Origin of the sequence: Microbacterium invictum (assembly GCF_034421375.1) — a bacterium.
Classification (GTDB): domain Bacteria; phylum Actinomycetota; class Actinomycetes; order Actinomycetales; family Microbacteriaceae; genus Microbacterium; species Microbacterium invictum_A.
The window spans coordinates 1,982,394-2,006,492 of record NZ_CP139779.1 but is presented as its reverse complement, the minus strand read 5'-3'; the positions used below and the strand labels follow the sequence as shown (position 1 = coordinate 2,006,492).

22 protein-coding genes are annotated in these 24,099 nt (G+C 69.9%); 19 read left to right on the top strand and 3 right to left on the bottom strand.

All coding sequences use genetic code 11. The features are described from left to right. Nucleotides 1–4: 4 nt before the first annotated feature. The 3 genes from aroC to aroB are packed head-to-tail and all read left to right on the top strand — an operon-like array spanning nucleotide 5 to nucleotide 2,821. Complete coding sequence (aroC, locus tag T9R20_RS09695; protein WP_322409116.1) at nucleotides 5–1,237, top strand: chorismate synthase; 1,233 nt, start codon at nucleotides 5–7, stop codon at nucleotides 1,235–1,237. Next, nucleotides 1,221–1,748 (top strand): shikimate kinase, encoded by a 528-nt coding sequence (locus tag T9R20_RS09690; RefSeq protein ID WP_322409115.1) that lies wholly within the window; start codon nucleotides 1,221–1,223, stop codon nucleotides 1,746–1,748. Before aroC ends, T9R20_RS09690 begins: the two co-directional genes overlap by 17 nt. After that, nucleotides 1,745–2,821 carry a 3-dehydroquinate synthase gene (gene aroB, locus T9R20_RS09685; RefSeq protein ID WP_322409114.1) on the top strand — a complete coding sequence of 359 codons (1,077 nt, stop codon included), beginning with the start codon at nucleotides 1,745–1,747 and terminating at the stop codon, nucleotides 2,819–2,821. The genes T9R20_RS09690 and aroB overlap by 4 nt, the downstream gene beginning before the upstream one ends. A gap of 23 nt (nucleotides 2,822–2,844) precedes the next feature. Here aroB and T9R20_RS09680 read toward each other — a convergent pair whose 3' ends face one another. The 3 genes from T9R20_RS09680 to T9R20_RS09670 all read right to left on the bottom strand — a co-directional run bounded on the left by T9R20_RS09680 (nucleotide 2,845) and on the right by T9R20_RS09670 (nucleotide 5,831). After that, the gene (locus T9R20_RS09680) at nucleotides 2,845–4,164 is read right to left on the bottom strand and encodes an MFS transporter (protein WP_322409113.1); all 1,320 of its coding nucleotides are present in this window, start codon (nucleotides 4,162–4,164) and stop codon (nucleotides 2,845–2,847) included. A gap of 13 nt (nucleotides 4,165–4,177) precedes the next feature. Beyond that, nucleotides 4,178–5,059: a shikimate dehydrogenase gene (locus T9R20_RS09675; RefSeq protein ID WP_322409112.1), complete on the bottom strand. Its 882-nt coding sequence runs from the start codon at nucleotides 5,057–5,059 to the stop codon at nucleotides 4,178–4,180. A 139-nt stretch (nucleotides 5,060–5,198) separates the two neighbouring features. Then, nucleotides 5,199–5,831, bottom strand: a complete 633-nt coding sequence (locus T9R20_RS09670) for a TetR/AcrR family transcriptional regulator (protein WP_322409111.1) — start codon at nucleotides 5,829–5,831, stop codon at nucleotides 5,199–5,201. Between the two features lie 50 nt (nucleotides 5,832–5,881). On the opposite strand from T9R20_RS09670, the gene T9R20_RS09665 reads away from it, so the two are divergent. The 16 genes from T9R20_RS09665 to gmk all read left to right on the top strand — a co-directional run bounded on the left by T9R20_RS09665 (nucleotide 5,882) and on the right by gmk (nucleotide 24,093). Further along, a complete protein-coding gene (locus tag T9R20_RS09665; RefSeq protein ID WP_322409110.1) occupies nucleotides 5,882–7,723 on the top strand; it encodes a sugar phosphate isomerase/epimerase and 4-hydroxyphenylpyruvate domain-containing protein in 1,842 nt (613 codons plus the stop codon). Continuing rightward, entirely contained in the window at nucleotides 7,720–8,286 is a 567-nt protein-coding gene (locus T9R20_RS09660) for a GNAT family N-acetyltransferase (RefSeq protein WP_322409109.1), read from the top strand. The genes T9R20_RS09665 and T9R20_RS09660 overlap by 4 nt, the downstream gene beginning before the upstream one ends. Further along, nucleotides 8,283–8,741 (top strand): type II 3-dehydroquinate dehydratase, encoded by a 459-nt coding sequence (aroQ, locus tag T9R20_RS09655; protein ID WP_322409108.1) that lies wholly within the window; start codon nucleotides 8,283–8,285, stop codon nucleotides 8,739–8,741. The genes T9R20_RS09660 and aroQ overlap by 4 nt, the downstream gene beginning before the upstream one ends. 92 nt (nucleotides 8,742–8,833) lie before the next feature. After that, entirely contained in the window at nucleotides 8,834–9,394 is a 561-nt protein-coding gene (gene efp, locus T9R20_RS09650) for an elongation factor P (RefSeq protein WP_322409107.1), read from the top strand. Between the two features lie 16 nt (nucleotides 9,395–9,410). Further along, complete coding sequence (nusB, locus tag T9R20_RS09645; protein WP_322409106.1) at nucleotides 9,411–9,821, top strand: transcription antitermination factor NusB; 411 nt, start codon at nucleotides 9,411–9,413, stop codon at nucleotides 9,819–9,821. A gap of 21 nt (nucleotides 9,822–9,842) precedes the next feature. After that, nucleotides 9,843–11,276 carry a guanine deaminase gene (gene guaD / locus T9R20_RS09640; RefSeq protein WP_322409105.1) on the top strand — a complete coding sequence of 478 codons (1,434 nt, stop codon included), beginning with the start codon at nucleotides 9,843–9,845 and terminating at the stop codon, nucleotides 11,274–11,276. Between the two features lie 79 nt (nucleotides 11,277–11,355). Continuing rightward, complete coding sequence (locus tag T9R20_RS09635; protein ID WP_322409104.1) at nucleotides 11,356–12,927, top strand: Rieske 2Fe-2S domain-containing protein; 1,572 nt, start codon at nucleotides 11,356–11,358, stop codon at nucleotides 12,925–12,927. Nucleotides 12,928–13,348: 421 nt separating this feature from the next. Further along, entirely contained in the window at nucleotides 13,349–14,293 is a 945-nt protein-coding gene (locus T9R20_RS09630; RefSeq protein WP_322409103.1) for a hypothetical protein, read from the top strand. A 225-nt stretch (nucleotides 14,294–14,518) separates the two neighbouring features. After that, nucleotides 14,519–15,058: a bifunctional pyr operon transcriptional regulator/uracil phosphoribosyltransferase PyrR gene (gene pyrR / locus T9R20_RS09625; protein ID WP_322409102.1), complete on the top strand. Its 540-nt coding sequence runs from the start codon at nucleotides 14,519–14,521 to the stop codon at nucleotides 15,056–15,058. Then, a complete protein-coding gene (locus T9R20_RS09620; RefSeq protein ID WP_322409101.1) occupies nucleotides 15,055–16,020 on the top strand; it encodes an aspartate carbamoyltransferase catalytic subunit in 966 nt (321 codons plus the stop codon). The genes pyrR and T9R20_RS09620 overlap by 4 nt, the downstream gene beginning before the upstream one ends. Then, nucleotides 16,017–17,348: a dihydroorotase gene (locus T9R20_RS09615; protein ID WP_322409100.1), complete on the top strand. Its 1,332-nt coding sequence runs from the start codon at nucleotides 16,017–16,019 to the stop codon at nucleotides 17,346–17,348. The genes T9R20_RS09620 and T9R20_RS09615 overlap by 4 nt, the downstream gene beginning before the upstream one ends. After that, nucleotides 17,345–17,848 (top strand): hypothetical protein, encoded by a 504-nt coding sequence (locus T9R20_RS09610; RefSeq protein WP_322409099.1) that lies wholly within the window; start codon nucleotides 17,345–17,347, stop codon nucleotides 17,846–17,848. The genes T9R20_RS09615 and T9R20_RS09610 overlap by 4 nt, the downstream gene beginning before the upstream one ends. Next, nucleotides 17,845–19,056: a glutamine-hydrolyzing carbamoyl-phosphate synthase small subunit gene (gene carA / locus T9R20_RS09605; RefSeq protein ID WP_322409098.1), complete on the top strand. Its 1,212-nt coding sequence runs from the start codon at nucleotides 17,845–17,847 to the stop codon at nucleotides 19,054–19,056. The genes T9R20_RS09610 and carA overlap by 4 nt, the downstream gene beginning before the upstream one ends. Beyond that, complete coding sequence (gene carB / locus T9R20_RS09600) at nucleotides 19,056–22,343, top strand: carbamoyl-phosphate synthase large subunit (protein WP_322409097.1); 3,288 nt, start codon at nucleotides 19,056–19,058, stop codon at nucleotides 22,341–22,343. The genes carA and carB overlap by 1 nt, the downstream gene beginning before the upstream one ends. Further along, complete coding sequence (pyrF, locus tag T9R20_RS09595) at nucleotides 22,340–23,197, top strand: orotidine-5'-phosphate decarboxylase (RefSeq protein ID WP_322409096.1); 858 nt, start codon at nucleotides 22,340–22,342, stop codon at nucleotides 23,195–23,197. The genes carB and pyrF overlap by 4 nt, the downstream gene beginning before the upstream one ends. Continuing rightward, the gene (gene gmk, locus T9R20_RS09590; RefSeq protein WP_322409095.1) at nucleotides 23,194–24,093 is read left to right on the top strand and encodes a guanylate kinase; all 900 of its coding nucleotides are present in this window, start codon (nucleotides 23,194–23,196) and stop codon (nucleotides 24,091–24,093) included. The genes pyrF and gmk overlap by 4 nt, the downstream gene beginning before the upstream one ends. Nucleotides 24,094–24,099: the final 6 nt, after the last annotated feature.

Here is a 24,099-nt window from a genome sequence, read left to right as displayed (position 1 = left end):
ACCCATGCTTCGCGTGCTCACCGCCGGGGAATCCCACGGCCCCGAACTCGTCGCCATCATGGAGGGTCTTCCCGCCGGCGTCCCGGTCTCCCGCTCCGCCATCCAGGCCGACCTCGCCCGGCGGCGCCTCGGCTACGGTCGCGGCTCGCGGATGAAGTTCGAAGCCGACGCGCTGGAGATCTCCGCCGGGGTCCGCCACGGGTACAGCCTGGGCAGCCCCATCGCCCTGCGCATCGGCAACACCGAGTGGCCCAAATGGACCGAGGTCATGAGCCCCGAGCCGGTCGAGCTCACCGAGATGTCCCGCGGGCGAGGCGCCGCCCTCACCCGTCCGCGCCCGGGCCACGCCGATCTGGTCGGCATGCAGAAGTACGGCTTCGACGAGGCCCGGCCGATCCTCGAGCGCGCGAGCGCGCGGGAGACCGCGGCACGCGTGGCCCTGGGGGCCCTTGCCCGCGGCTTCCTCGCCGAGCTGGGCATCGAGCTGATCAGCCACACGCTGTCCATCGGACCCGTGCGCACCCCCGAGGACGCGCCACTGCCGACGCCCGAAGACCTCGAGATCCTCGACGCCGATCCGCTGCGGTGCTTCCACCCCGCCACCTCCGAGCGGATGGTGGCCGAGGTCGATGCCGCACGCAAGGACGGCGACACCCTCGGCGGGATCGTCGAGGTGCTCGCCTACGGGCTCCCGCCGGGGCTCGGCTCGCACGTGCACTGGGACCGGCGGCTGGACGGCAAGCTGGCCCAGGCGCTGATGAGCATTCAGGCCATCAAGGGGGTTGAAGTCGGCGACGGCTTCGAGACCACCCGTCGCCGCGGCTCGCAGGCGCACGACGAACTGTTCGCCGCGGCGGCCGGGATCACCCGCAGCACCGACCGTGCCGGCGGAACCGAGGGCGGCATGTCCACGGGGACGGTGCTGAGGGTCCGCGCCGGCATGAAGCCGATCGCGACCGTGCCGCACGCGCTGCGCACGATCGACGTCGCCACCGGTGAGGCCGCCGCGGCCCACCACCAGCGTTCGGACGTGTGCGCGGTGCCCGCCGCCGGTGTCGTCGCCGAGGCGATGGTCGCCATCGTCCTCGCCGAGGTGGTGCTGGAGAAGTTCGGCGGCGACAGCGTCGCCGAGACGCTGCGCAACCTCGAGAGCTACGTCGCCGCCATCCCCGACACCCTCCGGACGGTCGGCGAGAGCGATCCGGCGATCGCCACGCACGATGACCTCGCCGTCTGAGGCGATCGTCCTCATCGGCCCGATGGGGGCGGGGAAGACGAGCGTCGGGCGGAGGGTCGCCCGGTCGCTCGGATGCACGTTCAGCGACACGGACAAGATCGTGGTTCGCGATCACGGACCGATCCGCGACCTCTTCCTTACCCACGGCGAAGCGTATTTCCGAGCCGTCGAGCGTCAGGCCGTCGCCGAAGCGCTCTCCCGCGGTGGCGTCGTCGCACTCGGCGGCGGAGCGATCCTCGATCCGGAGACGCGGGAGCGGCTGACCCGCCATCGCGTCGTCCTGCTCACGGTCGCATCGCACATCGTGGCCTCTCGCATCCACGGTGACGAACGACCGCTGCTGGGCGGCGACGATCCCGCCGTGCGGTGGCGCCGCATCTGGGAGGAGCGGCGACCGATCTATGAAGCAGCGGCAGACGTGACCTTCGACACCTCGTCGGGCCCGCTGGCCCGCGTCGTCGACGACATCGTGGCATGGACGCGGCGCGTTCCTGCCCAGGAGACTCCATGACCGACACCACCACCCTCACCGTGCCCGGACCCGCCCAGTACGACGTCACCGTGGGGCGCGGCCTGCTGACCGGACTCGGCGCCGTCCTCCCCCCGGAGGCTCGGAAGGTGCTCATCGTGCACCCTCCCACGCTCTCCGCCCAGGCCGAGACTCTCCGCACCGACCTGGTCGGCGACCGGCAGGTGCTGCTCGCAGAGATTCCCGATGCCGAGCAGGGCAAGCGCATCGAGGTCGCCGCATTCTGCTGGCAGATCATGGGCCAAGCGGACTTCACACGCACCGACGTCGTCGTCGGTTTCGGAGGCGGCGCGGTGACGGACCTCGCCGGATTCGTCGCCGCGACGTGGTTGCGGGGTGTTCCGATCGTGCAGGTGCCGACGACCGTCCTCGCCATGGTCGATGCGGCCGTGGGCGGCAAGACCGGGGTGAACACCGCAGAGGGCAAGAATCTCGTCGGCGCCTTCTGGCCACCCCACGCCGTCGTCTGCGACCTGGATCTGCTCGACACGCTGTCTCGCAACGAAGCGACCGCCGGATTCGCGGAGGTGGTGAAGGCCGGCTTCGTGTGGCATCCGGAGATCCTCGACCTCATCGAAGCCGACCCCGAGCACATCGTCGACCCGGGCAACCCCGCGTTCCGCCGATGCCTTGAGCTCGCGATCGACATGAAGGCGCGGGTCGTGGGGGAGGACTTCCGGGAAGCGGGGCTGCGAGAGGTTCTGAACTACGGCCACACGCTCGGCCACGCGATCGAGCACGCCGAGCGGTACCGCTGGCGTCACGGTGCCGCCATCTCTGTCGGCATGGTCTTCGCGGCGGAGCTGTCGAGGCTGGCCGGCAGGCTGTCGGACGACGTCGCGCAACGCCACCGCGACATCCTCACCTCGCTCGGCCTGCCCACCACCTATCGCGCCGGGGCGTGGCCGACGCTCAAGGCCACGATGCAGCGGGACAAGAAGAGCCGCGGCGGCATGCTGCGCTTCATCGTCCTCGACGACCTCGCGCGACCTACGGTGCTCCAGGCCCCTGATGAGTCGCTGATGTTCGCGGCCTATCAGGAGGTCGGCGCGTGAGCAGCCGTACGCCGTAGTCCACGTCAGGCCGTGACGGGCACGCGCTCCTCGGCGGCGACGCCGAGACGCGCGGTCGGCACATCCTTCGTCTCGCGGGCGGTCAGGGCGCTCACCGAGGCGATGACGGCGATCACGGCGGTGAAGAGGCTGATCACGACCCATCCGCCCTCCTCGACGCCGCCCAAGGCAGCAACGATGCTCGGCGCGAACCCCGCCATCAGGAATCCCAGCTGTGTTCCGATGGCCATGCCCGAGAACCGCACGCGAGTGCTGAACATCTCGCCGTAGAACGACGGCCAGACGGCGTTGGCCGCGGCGTACCCGCAGGAGAACGTCAGGATCGCCAGGGCGAAGGTGACGAATGCGTTCCCCGCGCCCATGGAGAGCATGTAGAACGGCATGAACGCCGCTGACGACAGCGCGCCGTAGATGAAGACGGGCTTGCGTCCGATCCGGTCGGCCAGCACTCCGAACAGGGGCTGGGTTCCGAGGGCGACGATGTTCGCGACGACGACCAGCCAGAGGGTCATGCTCTGGGCCAGGCCCTGTTCGGTGCCGTACGCGAGAGCCAGGTTGCCGAAGACCGTGGACACGGCCGCGATGAACGCGCAGCAGATGACGCGCAGGACGTCGCGCCAGTGGTCGCGCAGGAGGGGGACGAGCGGCATGCGCGCGATCTGTCCGGTGGCCTTGGCCGTCTCGAATTCCGGCGTCTCGTGGAGGCTCCGGCGGATGAAGAACGCCACGACGACGACGACGGCGCTCAGCCAGAAAGGCACCCGCCAGCCCCAGCTGAACTTGATGTCGTCGGGCAGTGCGACGACGGGGATGAAGATCAGCGCGGCGAGGATCTGACCGCCCTGTGTGCCGGTGAGGGTCCAGGAGGTGAAGAAGGAGCGGCGATTCTCGGGTGCGTGCTCGAGAGTCAGGGAGGACGCGCCCGCTTGCTCGCCCGCCGCGGACAGACCCTGGAGGAGGCGGCACACCACGAGCAATGCCGGAGCGAACCAGCCGATCTGGGCGAATCCGGGAAGACAGCCGATGATGAACGTCGAGATGCCCATGAGCAGCAGCGTGAACATCAGCACCTTCTGGCGGCCGATCCGGTCGCCGAAGTGACCGAGGATGACCGCGCCCACCGGACGCGCGATGTAGGCGAACCCGAAGGTGGCGAACGACATCACGAGCGCCGCGTCGTCTCCGGACGGGAAGAACACCGTCGGGAAGATGAGTGCGGCGGCAGAGCCGAACAGGAAGAAGTCGTAGTACTCCACGGCGCTGCCCATGAAACTGGCGGCAGCGGCCTTCACGGGAGTCTTCCGCGACGTTGCGGTGGTGGTCATGGACGTGTGCTCCTTAGCGTGCGAGAACGTCGTCTGCGGCGACGAGGTCGAGGAAGTGGGCTGTCATGCGTTCGGGATCGGGTCGCGTCCCCGTGATGAGCGCGAAGGCGTCGACGGCCTGGTGAACCGCCATCCTTCCGCCGCTCAGCGTTCGGCAGCCGCGTTCGCGGGCCGTGATCAGCAGCTCGGTGTCGAGCGGCCGGTAGACGATGTCGGCGACCCAAAGAGGGGGTCGCAGCAGATCGGATTCCAGCGGCATACCGGGGTGGTCGGCCATTCCCACCGGAGTGCAGTGCACCAGCCCGGAGGCGACCGCGAGGAGCGCGGGGAGATCCGCCGGCGACCCGGGATCGACGACGGCGGAGGGATGCCGCGTCGCGAGATCTTCGGCGAGGGCGCGCGCGCGAACCGGGTCGAGGTCCACCACGGTGAGGTGCGCGGTGCCGAGCCGCAGGAGGGCATCGCCGACCGCCGATCCCCCTCCTCCTGCGCCGATCTGCACGACGCGTTCCGTGCTCGCACCCGGAAGGCCCTGGGTGAACGCTGCGGCGAATCCGGTCGTGTCCGTGTTGTACCCGACGCGTCCACCGGGGGTGAACAGCACGGTGTTGACTGCGCCCAGGGCGGCCGCGACGGGATCGATGCGATCGAGATGCGTCAGAACGCTCTGCTTGCACGGGTGCGTGACGTTCACGGCGTCGTAGCCGAGGCGTTCGGCCCACGCCAGCACCTCGCCGAGGCGGTCGGGGTCGATCCCCAGCGAGGGAAGATCCAGAGGCCGGTACACGTAGGTGAGGCCGAGCGCGCGGGCTTCCGCCATGTGCATGCGCGGCGTGAGCGACGGCAGGACGCCGGCGCCGACGAGGCCGACGAGGTAGGGGTGCGAGTCGATCACGGTACTCCTTCGTCTCCGGATCCCGGCGTGCGATCCTCCGCAATGTACTAACCGGTACGTTCAGAGAAAACCACAGCCGGCAGCGCGTGTCAACACCTCCGCGATGTCGCGTAACGCCGCGGTGAGAAGACGTTGCGGGTCAGTCAGCAGGTGTGGTGAGCCAACCCACCACGACATCGCCGATCATGGAGCGCAGATGCGTGCGCCGCGTCGGCTCGGCAAGGTCGACATCGAAGAGGTGCCCGAAGGTGTACCGGTTGGCCACCTGGAAGACGCAGTAGGCACTGATGACGAGATGCACATCGAGTGCGTCGACGTCGCGGCGGAACAGACCCGACTCGCGCCCGCGCTGCAGGATCTGATCGAGCACGTCCTTCGCGGGCTGGGACGCCTCGCGAAGACCGTCGATCTTGCGGATGAACTCTCCGCGGTGAATGTTCTCGATCGCGACGAGCCGGATGAAGGCGTCGTGATCCACGTGGTGGTCGAAGGTCACCTGTGCGAGCGCGCGGATCGCCTCCACCGGGTCGGAGTGGTCGAGATCGATCCCGCGTTCGGCCTCCCGGATGCCGCGATAGGCGTCCTCGAGGACAGCGGTGTAAAGGCCTTCTTTGCCACCGAAGTAGTAGTAGATCATCCGCTTCGTGGTGCGCGTCCGAGCGGCTATCTCGTCGACACGGGCACCGGAGTAGCCGTCTTCGGCGAAGACCTCGGTCGCGACGGCGAGGAGTTCCGCGCGTGTGCGCTCGGCGTCTCGACGCACCTCGGGCATCGGCCCAGACTAGTGGACGCCGAATGTACCGACTGGTACATTCGGCGCCCATGAAGACCTCGATCGCGACCGTGTGCCTGAGCGGAACCCTCACCGACAAGCTGCACGCGTGCGCGGCCGCCGGGTTCGACGGAGTCGAGATCTTCGAACCCGACCTGCTCGCGGCCCCCGAGAGTCCTGAGGAGATCGCCGCCCTCGCGGAACGCCTCGGGCTCACGCTCGATCTGTATCAGCCCCTGCGCGACGTGGAGGGCGTCGACGACGCGGCCTTCTCTGCGGTGATGCACCGCGCAGAAGCCAAGTTCCGACTCATGCAGCGTCTGGGCATGGATCTTGTGCTCTGCTGCAGCAACGTGGCGACGGCCACGATCGACGACGACGCCGTCTCCGCCTCGCAGCTGCGTCGCCTCGGCGACCTGGCGCAGGGTTACGGCATCCGCCTCGCGTTCGAGGCACTCGCATGGGGGCGATTCATCGACGACTACCGTCGGGCGTGGCGGGTCGTCGAACTGGCCGACCATCCCGCCGTCGGCGTGTGCCTGGACTCCTTCCACATCCTCTCGCGTGGACACGACCCGGCTCGTATCCGGGACATCCCGGGGGATCGGATCTTCTTCGTCCAGCTCGCGGATGCACCGCTGCTCAGCATGGACGTCCTGTCGTGGAGCCGCCATCACCGCCTCTTCCCCGGTGAGGGGGGATTCGATCTCGCGGATTTCACCGCCCTGGTGGTGGCCGCCGGGTATCGCGGACCGTGGTCGCTGGAGGTCTTCAATGACACGTTCCGGCAGACCGACCCTGGTCGCACCGCCCTTCACGCTCGACGCTCGCTGCGCTGGCTGGAGGACGCGGTCGCGCGGACCGATCCCGATGCCACCGCGCACCGATCCGACATCGCCATGCTTCCCGATTCGGCCGCCCCGTCCGACATCGACTTCGTCGAGATCACTGCGGAAGACACCTCTGCGGTGGAGGAGCTGCTCCTCAAGCTCGGCTTCACCCCTCGAGGACGTCACCGGACGAAGGCCGTCACCCTGTGGACGGCGGGCGAGGCGCGGGTCGTGCTCAACGAGCAGCATGCGCGGGGTCGGGAGCCCCAGCTCGCGGCGATCGGCTTCGAGGTCGACGACGCAGAGGCGGTCGACCTCCGCCTGCGCGACCTGCGTGTACCGCGGGCCTATCGCCGGACGTACGCCACGGAGGAGCGGCTGAACGGCGCAGTGGCCCCGGACGGCACGGCGGTCTACTGGGCGCAGGCCGCGGACGAGGGCGACCCGGCATGGGTGGCGGAGTTCGAGCACGGTGAGCCGCCGCAGGACAGTACCATCCTCGGCGTCGACCACATCAGTCTCACTCAGCCGTGGCAGGTGGTGGAGGAGTCCACGCTGTTCTACATGGCGGGCTTCTCGCTGAGCCTGGAGAGCCGCACGGAAGTCCCCGGTCCCGAGGGACTGGTGGAGAGCCGGGTGCTCACCGCCCCGGGCGGAGCCATCCGCATCCCGCTCAACGTCGCACCGGCGATCCTCGCCGAACGAGGTGCGGCGGGGAGCGCATCGCTTCCGCAGCACGCGGCGTTCCGGTGCAGCGATGTGCGTGCGCTCGCGCGGGCGGCGCGTACGCGCGGTTTCCGTCCCCTGCCCCTGCCGAGGAACTACTACGACGACCTCGCGGCACGGTTCGCCCTCGCCGACGACGTTCTCGACGAGTTGCAGGACCTGCATCTCGCGTACGACCGCGACGCGAAGGGGGAGTACCTCCACTTCTACACCGGCACCCTCGGCGAGGTGTTCCTGGAGTTCGTCGAGCGTGTGCACGGCTACGCCGGCTACGGCGCGGGGACGGCGCCGGTACGCCTCGTCGCGCAGCGGGGCGCTGATAGCGTGCAGGAGTGAGCGCGAAGGGTCGCGGGGTGACGTCGCCGGCGGAGGTGCGCCGGGTCCGCCTGCACGAGTGGGCCGAGATCCGCGATCTTCGCATGGCCGCCGTCAGCGATCCCGCCGCCTCGATGGCCTTCCTCACCACGCTCGAGGAGGAACGGGCGCGCGACGAGGCGGCGTGGCGCGATCGCGCGTCCGCCGCAGCGCTCGGTGAGGACGCCGCGCAGTTCGTCGCGGTCGAGGGTGATTCCTGGGTCGGCTCGGTCAGCGTGCTGCTGCGCACATCGGGTGACCGCGACCATCTCGGCCGCACCCTCGACGCCCCTCGGGCCGATGTCGTCGGGGTGTTCATCGCCCCGGCTGCGCGTGGTGCGGGGCTGCTGGACCGACTGATCGACGCCGCCGCGACGTGGGCGGCCGGTCACGGCGCCGACGCGCTGACCCTCGACGTGCACCGCGACAATGCGCGGGCCCAGGCGGCGTACCGACGGATCGGCTTCGTGCCCACGGGAGTCGCCTTCACCAGCGTCATCGGTCCCGAGATCGAGATGCGCAAACCCCTAGAGAGACGGATATGACGACGACCCGACGCATCCTGCTGGTCAACGGGCCGAACCTGAACCTGCTGGGTGTCCGGGAGCCCGCGGTGTACGGCTCGCAGACCCTCGCCGACGTCGAGGATCTCGTCACCCGCACCGCGGCCGAGCGCGGATTCGAGATCCGGGCGCTGCAGAGCAACCACGAGGGCGTCCTGCTCGATGCGATCCACGCGGCGCGGGAGGACTGCGACGGCATCGTCATCAATCCCGGGGGGCTCACCCACACCTCCGTCGTGCTGCGCGACGCGCTGTCGGGCGTCGCGCTCCCCGTCGCCGAGGTCCACATCTCCGACATCCGCACCCGGGAGCCGTTCCGCCACCACTCCTACGTCGCCGACGTCGCCGCCGTCCACGTCATGGGGGAGGGGATCGAGGGATACCGCACAGCGACGCGCCTGCTGATCGACCTCCTCACCGGCCAGGCCGAGGGCTGATCGCCGATCGTCCCGTAGAATCGGTGGTCGGCCGTTCGGCCGTCACGCCTCCGGGGCACATCGCCCGCACTTCGAAGGATCCGATCAGCGCAATGGCATCGACCGCAGACATCAAGAACGGCGTCGTCCTCAACATCGACGGACAGCTCTGGAGCGTCGTGGAGTTCCAGCACGTCAAGCCCGGCAAGGGTGGGGCGTTCGTCCGTACCAAGCTCAAGAACGTCGTGACCGGCAAGGTCGTCGACCGCACCTACAACGCCGGCGCCAAGGTCGAGATCGAGAACGTCGATCGCCGCGACTTCACCTACCTTTACAACGACGGCGACAGCTTCGTCTTCATGGACATGAGCGACTACGACCAGGTCAACGTCCCGGCCGCCACCGTGGGGGATGCGAAGAACTTCCTGCTCGAGAACCAGCAGGTCACCATCGCGCTGAACAACGGCAACCCGCTCTACATCGATCTGCCGGCATCCGTCGTCCTGGAGATCACCTACACCGAGCCGGGGCTGCAGGGCGACCGGTCGTCGGCCGGCACCAAGGCCGCCACCGTCGAGACCGGGTACGAGATCCAGGTTCCGCTGTTCCTCGAGACCGGCACCAAGGTCAAGGTCGACACCCGCACCGGCGACTACCTCGGTCGTGTGAACTGAACGCGGACGCCGCCCGATGAGTGCCCGCACCAAAGCACGCAAGCGCGCGCTCGACATCCTGTTCCAGGCCGACGTGCGCGGCGAGGAGCTCGGGGTGATCCTGGCCGCCGAGGCCAAGCGAGCCGCCAGCGAGCCCGCTCGCGAGGCCTCGTGGCTGTATGCCCGCGAGATCGTCGACGGCATCATCGACCAGCGCGACGACATCGACGAGCAGATCACCACGTTCGCCAAGGACTGGTCGCTCGCGCGGATGCCCGCCGTCGATCGCGCACTGCTGCGCATCGGCGCCTGGGAGATCCTCTACAACGACGCCGTTCCCGCGGCGGTCGCCATCGACGAGGCCGTCGAGCTGGCCAAGGAGTTCTCCACGGATGATTCCGGGGCGTTCGTCCACGGCGTGCTCGGGCGCATCTCCCGCGCATCCTGATCAGCGGGTACCAAGACCGCCATGCGCGCGATCAGGGGGGCGTTCCTCGATTTCGTCGATGATCCGTGGCGGCACGTCGGCAACGAGCAGGCCGCCGCGCGATTCGTCTCCGACGGGATGCTGGTCGTCGACGACCGCGGCATCATCGCGGATTTCGGTCCGGGCGACGAGGTCGCCGCGCGTCATCCGGATGCGCCGGTCACCCGCATCCCCGACAGGCTCATCCTCCCCGGCTTCGTGGACGGGCACATCCACGTTCCGCAGACGCGCATCCTCGGGTCGTACGGCGAGCAGCTGCTGCCGTGGCTGGAGAAGTGGGTGTTCCCCGAGGAGCGTCGCTACTTCGACCGCGACTACGCCGAGGCCGGAGTCCGTCGGTTCTTCGACACCCTGCTCGCCTCGGGCACGACGACCTGTCAGGCCTTCACCACGGCCAAGCCCGTCACCACCGAGGTCGTCTTCGAAGAGGCCGCGCGTCGCAACGTCCGCATCATCACGGGGATCACCGCGATCGATGTGAACGCGCCGGAGTGGTTCACCACGACCGCGGACGAGTTCGTCGCCGCATCCCGGCTCCTCATCGAGAAGTACCACGGTGTCGGCAGGAGCGCGTACGCCATCACACCGCGCTTCGCCTACGGAGCCAGCGACGCCCTGCTCGCCGCCTGCGGACGTCTCAAGGCCGAGTACCCCGATCTCTGGGTGCACACCCACATCTCGGAGAACCCCTCCGAGATCCGCGGGGTGCTCGCGCTGCACGACGACTGCACGGACTACCTCGGCGTCTACGAGAAGTACGGTCTGGTCGGTCCGAAGTTCACCGGCGGACACGGGGTCTGGCTCACGGACGACGAGTTCCGGCGACTGTCCGCGGCCGGTGCCGCGGTCACCTTCTGCCCGTGCTCGAACCTGTTCCTCGGCAGCGGGCTGTTCCGGCTCGGACGCGCCACCGACCCGGATCAGCGGGTCCGGCTCACCTTCGGCAGCGACGTGGGCGGAGGCAACCGCTTCAGCATGCTGAGCGTGCTGGAAGACGCCTACAAGGTCGGGATGCTCAACAACACCCTGCTGGACGGCAGCGTCGATCCCTCGAAGAAGGATGCCGCCGAGGCGGAGCGCAACAGGCTGTCGCCGTACCGCGCCTTCTATGCGATCACCCTCGGGGGAGCCGAGGCGCTGCGGCTGGAGGACAAGGTCGGGAGCTTCGACGTCGGCAAGGAGGCCGATTTCGTGGTGCTCGACGCACGGGGCGGGCCGCCGGCGGTGACGTGGCGCACCGACCTCGCCCCCGGCGGCGGTGCACCGGCGACACTCGAGGAGGCCGCCGAGCTGCTCTTCGCGATCATGATGGTGGGCGATGACCGCGCCGTCGCCGAAACCTGGGTGATGGGCGATCGTGCCTACTCCCGCGACACCGTCGGGGACGCCGCCGACAGCGGTCCGGCCGCGCAGTGACGGACGGCGCGGCTCGCCACGCATGGCCGATGCGGAGCCGACCCGCGTAGAATCGCTCCGGTTCGAACGGAGGAGACGCATGCGGATCACGGGCCTGGGCCACGCGGGGATGTTCATCGAGACGCGCGGTGGCAGCATCCTCTGCGACCCCGTCATGGGACCGACCTTCTTCGGCTCGTGGTTCCCCTTCCCCGACAACCGGGGATTGGACTGGGAGCGCTTCGGCAAGGCCGACTTCCTCTACATCTCCCACCGGCACCGCGACCACTTCGACCCCGCGCTGCTCGAGCGGTACGTGCCGAAGGACATCCGCGTGCTCCTCCCGGAGTACCCCACCGACGACCTCGAGCAAGACCTGCGGCGCCTGGGCTACGACAACATCGTCTTCACCCAGGCGGGCGTGCCGCTGGAGTTCGGGCCGATGAAGCTGATGGTCACCCCGCTGCGGGCCCCCAGCGACGGCCCCATCGGGGATTCGTCTCTGTCAGTGGACGACGGCACCGCCAGCATCCTGAATCAGAACGATTCCCACCCGCTGGACCTCGACAAGCTGATGGCGTTCTCCAAGCCCGAGGCGTACTTCACCCAGGTCTCGGGAGCGATCTGGTGGCCGATGGTCTACGACCTTCCCCAGGACGCCAAGCAGAATTTCGCTCGACTGAAGCGCGACGCCCAGAACAAGCGCGCGATGTACTACATCGAGAAGGTCGACGCCGAGCACGTGTTCCCGATGGCGGGTCCGCCGATGTTCCTCCGCGAGGCGCTCTTCAAGTTCAACGGGCAGGGGCTGGACGGCGACGCCATCTTCACCGACCAGAGGGAGTTCTTGCGGCACATGGCCGAGGTGCGCCCCGACCAGAAGGGCTACGAGTTCGTCCCCGGGACCGTCGTGGAGATGAACGACGGGGCGCTCTCGGTCACGCAGACGCTGTACACCGAGACCGAGATCGACCGCGTCTTCGACGACAAGTGGGCCTACCTCGCCGAGCAGCGCGACGCGCGGCAGGCCGAGATCGCCGCGGAGGAGGCCACCCGCGCGCCCGTGCTCGCGCCGGACGAGATGCTCGCGGCCATCAAGGAGTGGTGGGAGCCTCTGCTGCGCCGCGCGCGGACCATCCGGAACGGTGTCGGCGGGAATGTGCGCTTCCGCATCGGCGACCTCGACATGGTCGTCGACTTCCCGCGCGCGAAGGTGCGGGCGTACGACGGCGAGGAGTGCATCTACTGGTACACCATCCCCGCCGATCTCGTCTCGACGAACATCCGCGACCACGAGATCGACTGGTCGAACTCGATCTTCCTGTCGATGCAGTTCGAGGTCGGCCGGTCGGGCAAGTTCAACGAGTTCCTCACGACGTTCCTGAAGTGCCTGTCGCGGGACCGGATCGAGTACGTGGAGAACTGGTACGCCGAGCAGTCGGATGTCTCCGAAGACATCCGACTCGCCGACTGGGTCGTGCAGCGCAGGTGCCCGCACCTGCGCGCCGATCTGTCGAAAACGGGCAAGGTCGAGGACGGCGTGCTCACCTGCAGCCTCCACGACTGGAAGTGGGACCTCACGTCGGGGAAGTGCCTGACCTCGCAGGGACACCCGATCCGCGCCAGCCAGGCCGAGGAGTCGGCTGACCGCGCCGAGGCGCCCGCCGCCTGACCCCGCCGCCGACGGCTCGGCGCCTGACCCCGGCGCCGTCGGCTCGGCGCCCTCGCCTCGCTGCCCTGGCCTCGCGCGCCGGCACACCTTCGCCATCCGTTCGTTCGTCGAAGATGTACGCCACAGCCGCGAAAACGCGTACATCTGCGACGAACGAATTGCTCGTGAACGACAGCCGGGCAATCGCTCCGTCGCGCGTCCCCCCGCGCCCGCCGCCGCGCGACGACGCCCTCTGACGCACGCCCCGCCGCGCAGCCGGGCCGTCGGCGTGGACGGCGCCACCCCCCACGCCCCCACGCCCCCGCCGCTCATCCGTCGAAGATGTACGTCGCGAAGGGGCTTTCCCGTTCATCTTCGACGGATGAAGCATGGCTGTGGACAACGGCAGAGGGACGGATGGCGCGCGGGGCACCCTGGTCGGATGAATGCAGGCGCGCAGCGAGGGGCCTTCACCGTGGCCGACGCGCGGACGCGAGGGATGTCGCGCCGCCGCGTAGACCGAGCGGAGCTCGAAAGGCCGTTCTACGGAGTCAGGGCCGCACCCCGTGCGCACGATGCCGCGGCGCATCCGTTCGCGCGCGAGCGCGCCGCGATCATCGAGGCAGCCCTGCGGTTCAGCGTGCGGATGAACGACGGCGGCTGCTTCAGCCACACCACGGCGGCGCTCCTGTGGGATCTGCCGCTTCCGAATCTCTCCGACACGCGCGTTCATGTCAGCACGCCGGGCCGCGCACCTCGGGCTGCCGGCACCGTTGGGCACCACGTCCGCCCCGACCTCGTCCGGATCGTGCGGCATCCGCTGTTCGGGGTGCCCGTGTCCGATCCGGCGACGACCTGGGCGATGCTCGCCCCTATGATCACCGGGTACGACCTGGTCGCGATCGGCGATGCGATCGTGCGATCTCCGCGTGTGGCCGGGCCCTTCGGATATGTCATCCGTCCCGCCTTGGGGGACCTCGACGAACTCCGTCGCGCCGTCACCATCGGCCGCCGGATCGGTGCCGAGGCGCTTCGCGCGGCGCTCGAGCGCATCCGTCCCGGGGTCGCGTCGCGCACCGAGACCTGGGCGCGGCTTCTGCTCGTCGACGCCGGTCTTCCCGAGCCGGTGACCGACCATGACGTCTACGGCGCTGCGGGAGAGTTCCTCGGATGCGTCGACCTGGCGTACCCGGAGCTGCGGATCGCCATTGAATACGAGGGCGACCAGCACCGGACCGACGCCGCGCAGTGGCAGCGCGACCTCGAGAAGCACGAGCGGCTCATGGATGCGGGGTGGCGGGTCATCCGGGTCGCCCGCGATCAGCTCTTCCGATACCCGCTGCAGTACGTCGACCGCGTCCGCGTCGCGTTGAGCACGCGCCGCTGACGATCGGCCGTCCGCAGGCGGGGCGCAGCGCGTCGCGTCCGCTCTTCGTTCGTCGCAGATGTACGCCAGAAGGGCCCTGACGTGTACATCTCCGACGGATGAACGGGCGTTGGTCGGGGGAGCGGGGGTGGGGCGCGCGGGGGAACCGGGGCGGGTCCGGTAGGGTGAGGGGTGGTAACCGGCAACCTTTAAATCCGTCCCGTGAGGCGGAGAAGGGAGCGGCGGATGACCGTGCGCACCGTTCTGCACGACGCCGACATCACTCGGGCATTGACGAGGATCTCTCACGAGATCCTCGAGTCCAACAAGGGGCCGGACGGTCTCGTGATCCTGGGCATCCCCACACGCGGCGTCCCCCTCGCCGAGCGCATCGGAGCGTTCGTCACCGAGTTCGGCGGCGTCTCCGTCCCCATCGGAGCGCTGGATGTCACGATGTACCGCGACGACCTGCATCGCCATCCCACGCGCGCGCCCCACCCCACGCAGATCCCGCCGGGCGGCATCGACGGCGCCGTGGTCGTCCTGGTCGATGACGTGCTCTTCTCGGGCCGCAGCATCCGCGCCGCCCTCGACGCGCTCCAGGACATCGGGCGACCCGCTGCGGTGCGTCTGGCGGCGCTCGTCGACCGCGGGCACCGCGAGCTGCCGATCCGGCCCGACTTCGTCGGCAAGAACCTGCCGAGCGCGCGAGAGGAGCGGGTGAACGTGCGCCTCCGCGAGATCGACGGCGAGGACTCCGTCTCGATCGAGGGGGGCGCATCGTGAGGCACCTGCTCGACACCAAGACCCTCGACCGCCAGACCGCCGTCGGCATCCTGGACGTCGCCGAGGACATGGCCGACACCCAGCGACGCGAGGTCAAGAAGCTCCCGACCCTCCGCGGCAAGACGGTGGTGAACCTCTTCTTCGAGGACTCCACGCGCACCCGCATCTCGTTCGAGGCGGCAGCCAAGCGCCTGTCGGCCGACGTCATCAACTTCTCGGCCAAGGGCTCGAGCGTCTCGAAGGGCGAGTCGCTGCAGGACACCGCCCAGACGCTGCAGGCGATGGGCGCCGATGCTGTCGTCATCCGTCACGGCGCCTCGGGCGCTCCGCGCACGCTCGCGACGAGCGGGTGGATCACCGCCGGCGTGGTCAACGCCGGCGACGGCACCCACGAGCATCCCACGCAGGCGCTCCTGGACGCCTTCACGATCCGCAAACGCCGCTTCGGCGACGCCAGCCGCGGCCGCGGCCTCGACGCCATCCGCGTGACGATCGTCGGCGACATCCTCCACTCGCGGGTCGCCCGCTCCAACGTCTGGCTGCTCACCGCGCTCGGCGCGGAGGTCACCCTCGTCGCCCCGCCGACGCTGATCCCGCAGGATGTCTCGGACTGGCCGGTCAGGGTCGACTACGACCTCGACCGGGCGATCGCCGAGGGTCCCGACGCGGTGATGATGCTGCGGATCCAGCTGGAGCGGATGAGGGCGGCCTACTTCCCCACCGAGCGCGAGTACGCGCGGGTGTGGGGGCTGTCGCGGCAACGGGTCGCCGCCCTTCCTCCCGATACGATGGTGTTGCACCCGGGCCCGATGAACAGAGGGCTGGAGATCGCCGCCGAAGCCGCGGATTCCGAGCGGTCGACGGTGCTCGAGCAGGTGACCAACGGTGTCTCCGTGCGGATGGCCGTGCTGTACCTCCTGCTGGCCGGCGAGCGCGACGACGAGAGAGAGGACGGACGATGAGCGCCTCTCACTCCGCCACCCCGGCCCCCCTCCTGATCCGCGGCGCCGCGCCGCTGGCCGGTGAACGCGTCGACATCCTCATCGAGGACGGACGGATCGCCGAGGTCGGTTCGGGCCTCAGCCGCGCGGGTGCCACCGCGATCGACGCCGACGGCCTCATCGCCCTCCCCGGCCTGGTCGATCTGCACACCCACCTGCGCGAACCCGGGTTCGAGCACGCCGAGACGGTCCTCACCGGCTCGCGGGCGGCCGCCGCCGGCGGATACACGACGGTCTTCGCGATGCCGAACACCTCGCCCGTGGCCGACACGGCCGGGGTCGTCGAGCAGGAGCTGGCACTCGGCGAGGCCGCCGGCTACGTCGCCGTGCAGCCGATCGGCGCGGTCACGGTAGGGCAGCGCGGCGAGAGGCTCGCCGAACTCGGTGCGATGGCGCACTCCCGCGCGCGTGTGCGCGTCTTCAGCGACGACGGGTTCTGCGTCTGGGACCCGCTGATCATGCGCCGGGCCCTGGAGTACGTCAAAGCGTTCGACGGCGTCATCGCCCAGCACGCGCAGGACCCGCGGCTCACCGAGGGCGCGCAGATGAACGAGGGGGCGGTCTCGGCCGAGCTCGGCCTCGCCGGCTGGCCGGCGGTGGCGGAGGAGTCGATCATCGCCCGCGACGTCCTCCTTGCGGAGCACGTCGGTTCGCGCCTGCACGTCTGCCACCTCTCCACCGCCGGATCGGTGGACATCATCCGGTGGGCCAAGCGCCGCGGAGTGGCGGTGACCGCCGAGGTCACCCCGCACCACCTGCTGCTCACCGACGAGCTCGTCCGCGGCTACGACGCCCGCTTCAAGGTCAACCCGCCGCTGCGCCGCGACGAGGACGTGCGGGCCGTGCGGGAGGGTCTTGCCGACGGCACGATCGACATCGTCGCGACCGACCACGCCCCGCACCCCGCCGAGGCCAAGGCCTGCGAATGGCAGGCCGCCGCCAACGGCATGGTGGGCCTCGAGAGCGCCCTCCGCGTCGTCCACGAGGCGATGGTGGAGACCGGGATGCTGGGCTGGGCCGACGTCGCGCGGGTGATGTCCGAGGCTCCCGCGCGCATCGGTCGGCTCGACGCCGCCGGCACGCCGCTCGACGCCGGGCAGCCGGCGTCGCTGACCCTGTATGACCCCGCCGCCCCCCGACCGTTCACGACGGCGGATCTGCGAGGGCGTAGTGAGAACTCCCCGTACCTCGGCCGCGACCTGCCGGGGGAGGTCCGCTGGACCCTCCACCGCGGGACGGTCACCGTCGCCGACGGCGACGTACTCGAGACGCCGGGGGTGCACGCATGACCCGCGAGGGTGCCCTCATCGTCACCCTCGCCGGGGTCGTCGTCGTGCTCGTCCTCCTCGTCTGGGCGTGGCGCCGACGATCCCGTCGTGACGCGGGCCTGGCCGCGCCCGTGGGCGCGCCCCCCGCCGGCTCCGCCGAGCTCGCCCGTTTCGGCGTGCTCTACGTCGCCACCACCCGCCACGACGAACCGCTCGAGCGCCTCGCGATCCGACATCTGGGGTTCCGGGCCCGCGGCGAGGTCACCGTCACCGATGGTGGCGTCGCGGTCGACCTCGACGGCGCGCCCCTGCTCTTCCTCCCCACGGCCCGCCTCGCCGCCGTCGACCAGGCCACCGTCGCCATCGACCGTGTCGTGGAGTCCGGCGGCCTCACCCGCCTGGTGTGGCGGCTCGACGACGGCACCCCCGTGGACTCGTTCTTCCGGCCGCAGGAAGCCTCCGCGCAGGCTCTCGCGACCGCCATCCGCCCCCTCGTTCCCCAGACTGGAGACGACGCATGACCCGGCTCCCCACCACAGTGCTCCCCACCACAGGGCTCCTCGCCACCGACCCCGCCGTCCTCGTCCTGGAGGACGGCACCCGCCACGCCGGCCGCGCCTACGGTGCGCGCGGCACGACCCTCGGCGAGGTCGTCTTCTCGACCGGTATGACCGGCTACCAGGAGACCCTGACCGATCCGTCGTACGCGGGTCAGATCGTGCTGCAGACCGCACCGCACATCGGCAACACCGGAATGAACTCCGAGGACGTCGAGTCACGTCGCATCTGGGTGGCCGGCTACATCGTCCGAGACCCTGCCCGCGTCGTGTCGAATTGGCGCTCGGAGCGGTCGCTCGACGATGCCCTCGCCACGGACGGCATCGTCGGGATCAGCGGGATCGACACTCGGGCGGTGACCCGCCACATCCGCTCGGCCGGCAGCATGCGCGGCGGGATCTTCTCGGGCGAGGCGGCGGCTCTCGATCCCGACGCGCAGCTGCGCGTCGTGCGCGAGGCGCCGGAGATGACGGGGCAGAACCTCTCCTCCACGGTGTCGGTGGCGGTCGCGGAGGTCACCCCCGCCCGGGGCGAGCGTCTCGGCAACCTCGCGGTGCTCGATCTCGGCGTCAAGCAGGCGACCATCGAGAACCTCGCCGACCGCGGCTTCGAGGTGCACGTCCTGCCGCAGAACGCCACGATCGACGACATCCGCGCGATCGACCCGGTGGCGGTGTTCTACTCCAACGGACCCGGAGACCCCGCCGCATCGGCAGACCACATCGAGCTGCTGCGTGCGGTGCTCGATGACCGGCTGCCGTTCTTCGGCATCTGCTTCGGCAACCAGCTGCTGGGTCGCGCCCTCGGTCTCGGCACCTACAAGCTGCCCTTCGGTCACCGCGGCATCAACCAGCCGGTGCTCGACAAGGTCACCGGCCGCGTGGAGATCACCGCCCACAACCACGGCTTCGCCGTCGAGGCGCCCCTCGACGGCCCCTTCGACAGCCCGCAGGGCTACGGCCGGGTCGAGGTCAGCCACATCGGACTCAACGACCGCGTGGTGGAGGGGCTCCGCGCCCTCGACATCCCCGCCTTCTCGGTGCAGTACCACCCCGAGGCGGCCGCAGGCCCGCACGACGCCAACTACCTGTTCGACCGGTTCCGTGACATGGTGCGCGAGCACCGAGACACCCAGCCCGGCACCGCGAACGCCCAGGAGAGCAACGACTGATGCCCAAGCGCGACGACATCCACAGCGTCCTCGTGATCGGGTCCGGCCCGATCGTCATCGGCCAGGCCGCCGAATTCGACTACTCCGGAACCCAGGCGTGCCGGGTCCTGCGCGCCGAAGGGGTGCGGGTCATCCTCGTCAACCCCAACCCGGCGACGATCATGACCGACCCCGACTTCGCCGACGCGACCTACATCGAACCGATCACCTCGGACGTGCTCGAGACGATCATCGCCAAGGAGAAGCCCGACGCGATCCTGCCGACCCTCGGCGGCCAGACCGCGTTGAACGCCGCCATCTCGCTGCATGAGAAGGGCATCCTCGACAAGTACGGCGTCGAGCTGATCGGCGCCAAGGTCGATGCCATCCGCAAGGGCGAGGACCGTCAGGTCTTCAAGGAGCTCGTGATCGAAGCGGGCGCGGATGTCGCGGCCAGCCGCATCTGCCACACGATGGACGAGGTCCTCGCCGGGGCCGCCGAGCTCGGCTACCCCCTCGTCGTGCGACCGTCCTTCACGATGGGAGGCCTCGGGTCCGGATTCGCCTTCGACGAGACCGACCTGCGGCGCATCGCGGGCGCGGGCCTGCACGACTCGCCCACCCACGAGGTGCTCCTGGAGGAGTCGATCCTCGGGTGGAAGGAGTACGAGCTCGAGCTCATGCGCGACACCGCCGACAACACCGTCGTGGTCTGCACGATCGAGAACGTCGACGCGGTGGGCGTGCACACCGGGGACTCGATCACCGTCGCCCCGTCGCTGACCCTCACCGACCGCGAGTACCAGAAGCTCCGCGACATCGGCATCGACATCATCCGCGCCGTGGGTGTGGACACCGGCGGCTGCAACATCCAGTTCGCCGTCAATCCCGACGACGGTCGCATCATCGTCATCGAGATGAACCCGCGGGTGTCGCGCTCCTCGGCGCTGGCCTCCAAGGCCACGGGGTTCCCGATCGCGAAGATCGCCGCGAAGCTCGCGATCGGCTACCGCCTGGACGAGATCCCCAACGACATCACGCGGGTGACCCCGGCGAGCTTCGAGCCGACGCTCGACTACGTCGTCGTCAAGGTGCCCCGCTTCAACTTCGAGAAGTTCCCGGCGGCCGACACCACGCTGACGACCACCATGAAGTCGGTGGGCGAGGCGATGGCCATCGGCCGCAACTTCACCACGGCCCTGCAGAAGGCGCTCCGGTCGCTGGAGAAGCGCGGCTCGAGCTTCCACTGGGGCGAGGAGTCCCGGTCGGCCGAGGAGCTGCTCGAGGTCGCGAAGACCCCGACCGACGGACGCATCGTGGTCCTCCAGCAGGCCCTGCGCCTGGGCGCCACCCCCGAGCAGGCGTTCGAGGCCACGGCGATCGACCCGTGGTTCCTCGATCAGATCGTGCTCATCAACGAGGTCGCCGAGGCCATCCGCGGGGCGCAGGAGCTGGATGACGCGACCCTGCGTCTGGCGAAGGATCACGGTTTCAGCGACGTGCAGATCGCGCAGCTGCGCGGCATCTCCGAGGCCGAGGCGCGGGCCCTGCGCCACGGGCTCGGCATCCGCCCGGTGTACAAGACCGTCGACACCTGCGCGGGAGAGTTCCCGGCGCTGACGCCGTACCACTACTCCAGCTACGACAGCGAGACCGAGATCGCGGCGTCCGAGCGCACCAAGGTGGTCATCATCGGCTCTGGCCCCAACCGCATCGGCCAGGGCGTGGAGTTCGACTACTCCTGCGTGCACGCCTCGTTCGCCCTCGCAGACGCCGGCTTCGAGACCATCATGGTCAACTGCAACCCCGAGACGGTGTCGACCGATTACGACACCTCAGACCGGCTGTACTTCGAGCCGCTGACGCTGGAGGACGTGCTGGAGGTCCTGCACGCCGAATCGCAGTCGGGGGAGATCCTCGGCGTCATCTGCCAGCTGGGCGGCCAGACGCCGCTCGGCCTCGCGCAGGGGATCGAGGATGCCGGCTACCGGATCCTGGGCACGAGTCCCGCCGCGATCGAGCTCGCCGAGGAGCGCGAGCTCTTCTCGCGCCTCCTCGACGACGCCGGTCTGATCGCGCCGCGCAACGGCACGGCCATCGACGTCGACCAGGCCGTCACCATTGCCGAGGAGATCGGGTACCCGGTGCTCGTCCGCCCGAGTTTCGTGCTCGGCGGCCGCGGCATGGAGATCGTGTACGACACCCCGAGCCTGCGCGACTACTTCGTCCGCATCGCCGATCAGGCGATCATCGGACCGGGGATGCCGCTTCTGGTCGACCGGTTCCTCGACGACGCCATCGAGATCGACGTCGATGCGCTCTACGACGGCGACCGGCTGTACGTCGGCGGCATCATGGAGCACCTCGAGGAGGCCGGCATCCACTCCGGCGACTCCAGCTGCGCGCTGCCACCGATGTCGCTCGGTCGGAGCGACATCGACCGGGTGCGCGAGGCGACCCTCGCCATCGCCCACCGAGTGGGGGTGCGGGGTCTTCTGAATGTGCAGTTCGCGATCAGCGCGGGTGTGCTCTACGTCATCGAGGCGAATCCCCGCGCGAGCCGCACGGTGCCGTTCGTCTCCAAGGCGCTCGGGATCCCGCTCGCCAAGGCCGCGAGCCGCATCATGGCGGGCTCGACGGTGGCAGAGCTCGTGACCGAGGGGCTCCTCCCCGAGGCCGACGGCTCGCGTGTGCCCCTGGGCGCCCCCGTCGCCGTCAAGGAGGCGGTGCTGCCCTTCAAGCGGTTCCGCACACGCGACGGCCAGATCGTGGACTCCGTCCTCGGGCCGGAGATGCGCTCGACCGGCGAGGTCATGGGAATCGACCGCGACTTCCCGACCGCGTTCGCCAAGAGCCAGGAGGCCGCCTACGGCGGGATGCCGCTGACGGGCACCGTCTTCATCTCCGTCGCCGACGGCGACAAGCGCGCCGTGATCCTTCCCGCCCACCGGCTCCAGGAACTCGGGTTCGACCTCGTGGCCACGGAGGGGACGGCCGAGATCCTCGGGCGCAACGGCATCCAGGTGCGGGTGGTGAACAAGTACTCCGCCACCCAGGCGACAGGGGAGACGAACATCGTCGACCTCATCAACGCCGGCGACATCGACATCGTCGTGAACACCCCCAGCGGCGGGCTCGCCCGGGCCGACGGCTACGAGATCCGCGCCGCGGCGGTCGCGGCCGACAAGGCGCTGTTCACCACCATGGCGGTGCTCGGTGCCGCCGTGAGCGCCCTCCCCGTGTTGCGCGAGGGGTTCGCGGTGCGGAGCCTGCAGGAGTACGCGGCCGACCGGGCGGCGGCCCGGTGACCGGTTTCGCCGAACGCCTGCGGGCCGCCCTCGACGACCACGGCCCTCTCTGCGTGGGCATCGATCCGCATGCGCATCTGCTCGCCGACTGGGGTCTCGACGACACCGCGGCAGGGGTTCGCACCTTCGCCCTGCGGACGGTCGAGGCCGCCGCCGGGCGCGTCGGTGCGGTCAAGCCCCAGGTGGCGTTCTTCGAGCGGTTCGGCGCCGCGGGCTTCGCCGTGCTCGAAGAGACCCTCTCCGCCGCCCGCGCATCGGGCTTGCTCGTCATCGCCGACGCCAAGCGCGGCGACATTGGGAGCACGATGGCGGCGTACGCCGCAGCCTGGCTGAGCACCGGTGCGCCGCTGGAGGCCGATGCACTCACCGTCAGCCCCTATCTCGGGCCCGACTCTCTCCGCGAGACCCTCACCGGGGCGGTCCGTGCCGGCAAGGGCGTCTTCGTCCTCGCGGGTACCAGCAACCCCGAAGCGGCTCCGCTGCAGACCGCCCACCCGGTGGACGTGGCCGCGGACGACGGGCAGACCGTCGCCGCCCGGGTCGCCCGCGACGTGACCTGGGTGAACGGCTCGGCCGCCTTCACCGGCGATCTCGGCCCGATCGGCCTCGTCGTCGGCGCGACCGTCGACCGTGGCGAGCTCGGGCTCACCGACGACCTGCTCCGCGGTGCGCCGATCCTCGCGCCCGGTTTCGGAGCCCAGGGTGCAGAGCCCGCCGACCTGCCGCGCCTGTTCGGGGCGCTCTCGCGCAACGTGCTCGCCAGCGAGAGCCGAAGCATCCTCTCCGCCGGTCCGACAGAGCTCGCCGCCCGGATCGACGAACGGCGGGCCCTATACCGGAAGGTGCTGTCGTGAGCTCGCCGCGTCGTCCCCCCGAGGTCGACCGTCGGGCCGCGTCGGAGCGGGCCGTCGCGGCCCGCCGCGCGAGGGCGGCGCTCAAGCGCGACCTCGCCACACGGGTGACCTCGCCCCAGGAGCTCGCTCGTCGTGCGTTCGCCGCGCCCGACTCGCCCGCCGGAACCCTCCGCGTCACGGAGTTCCTGACCGCCCTCCCGGCGATCGGCGAGGGCAAGCGCGACCGCATCCTCGAGACCCTCGCCATTGCACCGGTCAAGCGGCTCGGCGGGCTGGGCGCCCGCCAGCGCCGCGATCTGCTGGCATTCCTCGACGACCGCTGGCCCGAGCCGGCGCCGCGCACCGACCGGAGCCGCCTGATCGTCCTGGCCGGCCCGACGGCGGTCGGCAAGGGCACGGTGGCCGCGCACATCAAAGCGCACCATCCCGACATCCTGCTGTCGATCTCGGCGACGACGCGCGCACCCCGGCCCGGCGAGCGTGACGGAGAGCACTACTTCTTCGTCGATGACGCGGGATTCGACCGGCTCATCGCCGAGGGTCAGCTTCTGGAGTGGGCCACCGTGCACAACTCCCACCGGTACGGCACCCCTCGCCGGCCCATCGAGGACGCCCTCGAGGACGGGCGCACGGTGCTGCTCGAGATCGATCTGCAGGGCGCCCGGCAGGTGAGGGCGGCCGAGCCGTCGGCGACGCTCGTCTTCCTCCTCCCACCCAGCTGGGACGAACTGGTGAACCGTCTCGTCGGCCGAGGCACCGAGGACGCCGAGGAGCGGGCGCGCCGGCTGCGGACGGCGCGGGTGGAGCTGGCGGCGCAGTCGGAGTTCGATTACCGGGTGGTCAATGACGACGTCGCGCGGGCGGCGGCGGAGGTCGTCTCGCTCGCTGCGCGCTGACTTCGC

Coding starts and splice junctions, on each gene's coding strand:
- carA (WP_322409098.1), top strand. CDS start 17,845: ATGACCCGGCTCCCCACCACAGTGCTCCCCACCACAGGGCTCCTCGCC.
- nusB (WP_322409106.1), top strand. CDS start 9,411: ATGAGTGCCCGCACCAAAGCACGCAAGCGCGCGCTCGACATCCTGTTC.
- T9R20_RS09635 (WP_322409104.1), top strand. CDS start 11,356: ATGCGGATCACGGGCCTGGGCCACGCGGGGATGTTCATCGAGACGCGC.
- T9R20_RS09690 (WP_322409115.1), top strand. CDS start 1,221: ATGACCTCGCCGTCTGAGGCGATCGTCCTCATCGGCCCGATGGGGGCG.
- aroQ (WP_322409108.1), top strand. CDS start 8,283: ATGACGACGACCCGACGCATCCTGCTGGTCAACGGGCCGAACCTGAAC.
- T9R20_RS09615 (WP_322409100.1), top strand. CDS start 16,017: ATGAGCGCCTCTCACTCCGCCACCCCGGCCCCCCTCCTGATCCGCGGC.
- aroB (WP_322409114.1), top strand. CDS start 1,745: ATGACCGACACCACCACCCTCACCGTGCCCGGACCCGCCCAGTACGAC.
- T9R20_RS09680 (WP_322409113.1), bottom strand. CDS start 4,164: ATGACCACCACCGCAACGTCGCGGAAGACTCCCGTGAAGGCCGCTGCC.
- efp (WP_322409107.1), top strand. CDS start 8,834: ATGGCATCGACCGCAGACATCAAGAACGGCGTCGTCCTCAACATCGAC.
- pyrR (WP_322409102.1), top strand. CDS start 14,519: ATGACCGTGCGCACCGTTCTGCACGACGCCGACATCACTCGGGCATTG.
- guaD (WP_322409105.1), top strand. CDS start 9,843: ATGCGCGCGATCAGGGGGGCGTTCCTCGATTTCGTCGATGATCCGTGG.
- T9R20_RS09610 (WP_322409099.1), top strand. CDS start 17,345: ATGACCCGCGAGGGTGCCCTCATCGTCACCCTCGCCGGGGTCGTCGTC.
- carB (WP_322409097.1), top strand. CDS start 19,056: ATGCCCAAGCGCGACGACATCCACAGCGTCCTCGTGATCGGGTCCGGC.
- T9R20_RS09670 (WP_322409111.1), bottom strand. CDS start 5,831: ATGCCCGAGGTGCGTCGAGACGCCGAGCGCACACGCGCGGAACTCCTC.
- aroC (WP_322409116.1), top strand. CDS start 5: ATGCTTCGCGTGCTCACCGCCGGGGAATCCCACGGCCCCGAACTCGTC.
- T9R20_RS09665 (WP_322409110.1), top strand. CDS start 5,882: ATGAAGACCTCGATCGCGACCGTGTGCCTGAGCGGAACCCTCACCGAC.
- T9R20_RS09630 (WP_322409103.1), top strand. CDS start 13,349: ATGAATGCAGGCGCGCAGCGAGGGGCCTTCACCGTGGCCGACGCGCGG.